Annotated in this window: 2 protein-coding genes and 1 pseudogene; 1 reads left to right on the plus strand and 2 read right to left on the minus strand. The window is 64.2% G+C overall.

Annotation, left to right across the window (positions count from 1 at the left end; translation table 11 throughout):
* Window positions 1-307: pseudogene (locus EN969_RS31010) on the plus strand (TetR/AcrR family transcriptional regulator); the annotation flags it as partial.
* Window positions 308-324: 17 nt separating this feature from the next.
* Here EN969_RS31010 and EN969_RS31015 read toward each other — a convergent pair.
* Both EN969_RS31015 and EN969_RS31020 read right to left on the minus strand, forming a co-directional pair.
* Window positions 325-933, minus strand: coding sequence for a flavin reductase family protein (locus tag EN969_RS31015; RefSeq protein WP_024505354.1), 609 nt, complete (start codon window positions 931-933; stop codon window positions 325-327).
* Window positions 934-1,422, minus strand: a complete 489-nt coding sequence (locus tag EN969_RS31020) for a nitroreductase (RefSeq protein ID WP_164758656.1) — start codon at window positions 1,420-1,422, stop codon at window positions 934-936.
* Window position 1,423 lies beyond the last annotated feature (1 nt).

The raw sequence follows: 1,423 nt of genomic DNA on the forward strand, positions 1-1,423 counted from the left end.
GGTCAAGGTCATCAGGCAAGGAATCGAAGACGGCACCTTCAGGACCTTCGATCCGGAAGGTGTCGCCGACATCGTCATGCAATTCGGCATGGCCACGCGTGATGTCGTCGCCAAGGCCATTGCCGGCGGCAGCGACGCCGACATGGAGGCCGCGATCGAAGTCCTGGAGAAACGCGTCAGGCTCTACGAGATCGCCCTCGACCGCATACTGGGCCTGCCCGATGGAAGCATTCGGATCGGCGAGCCCGGCTATGTGCGCACCGTCATGACCGCCAGGCGGCGAACGAGTTCCGGCAAGGCGCGGTAGCTGGCCGAGCCTGATATCTAGTCCTTGTCCCAGCGCGGCCGGCGCATCGAAAACACCTCGTCGACGCTGGCATAGTCCATATAGCCGAGACGAGCGACATTGCCGGCCTTGGTGATGTCGAACAGGCCGTCCGTCAGGAAGGCGTCGTCGATATGCACGCCGACCACTTCACCGGCGACGATAACGGCACTTGTCGGCGACCCGTCCAGGGCCTTTGGCCGAAAAACTTCAGTCACCCGGCATTCGAGCGCGGCCGGCGCTGCCGCCACGCGCGGCGGGGCGACCAGGCGCGACGGCGCCATGGCAAGATCGGCATAGACGAACTCATTGACGCCGCGCGGAGCATTGACCGACGTGCGGTTCATCTTCTCCGCGAGATCGCGGCTGACCAGATTGGCCACGAACTCGCCGGTTTCCTGGGCGAAGGAGGCGCTGTCCTTCTCGCCTTCGGAGGAGAACCAGACGATGAAAGGCCGCGTCGAAACGGCATTGAAGAAGGAATACGGCGCGAGGTTGATCTCACCAGCCCTGTTCAGTGTCGAAATCCAGCCGATCGGACGCGGCGCCACGATCGCCTTCGAAGGGTCGTGCGGCAGGCCGTGGCCCTTTGAAGGCTCGTAGAACATTCAGCCGACCCACGGCCCCGAATAGTCACTGTACAGCTTTGCCGGATCGGGCCGGGGCCGCTCCGGCGCCGGGCCGGCATAGGAGCCGATATGGATGAAGCCGATGACCCGCTCCTGCGGCGCCAGCCCCAGCAGTGCCCTGCCCTCCGGCACATCCGAATACCAGTTGCTGATCATGTTGGTGCCAAAGCCCAGCGCGTTGGCTGATATCATCAGGTTCATCGCCGCCATGCCGCCCGACAGGAACATTTCCCATTGCGGGATTTTTGGATTCTCCCTGGGGACAGATACGACGCCGATCACCAGCGGTGCGCGCGAGAACCGCGCCAGTTCCTGATTGCGGCGGCCCTCCGTCAGTGGGCCCTCCCGCTGCTCGGCAAGTGCTGCCAGTTGCCTGCCGATCTCGACGCGGGCGTCGCCACGGTAGGGGATGAAGCGCCAGGGCTCCAACCGGCCATGATCGGGCACCCGGGAGGCAGCAGTGATCATT

This window comes from Mesorhizobium sp. M7A.F.Ca.CA.003.01.2.1 (genome assembly GCF_003998945.1).
GTDB lineage: Bacteria > Pseudomonadota > Alphaproteobacteria > Rhizobiales > Rhizobiaceae > Mesorhizobium > Mesorhizobium ciceri.

Excerpts from the sequence above, each read along its gene's own strand:
- EN969_RS31020 (WP_164758656.1), bottom strand. The coding sequence starts at position 1,422 with ATGATCACTGCTGCCTCCCGGGTGCCCGATCATGGCCGGTTGGAGCCC.
- EN969_RS31015 (WP_024505354.1), bottom strand. The coding sequence starts at position 933 with ATGTTCTACGAGCCTTCAAAGGGCCACGGCCTGCCGCACGACCCTTCG.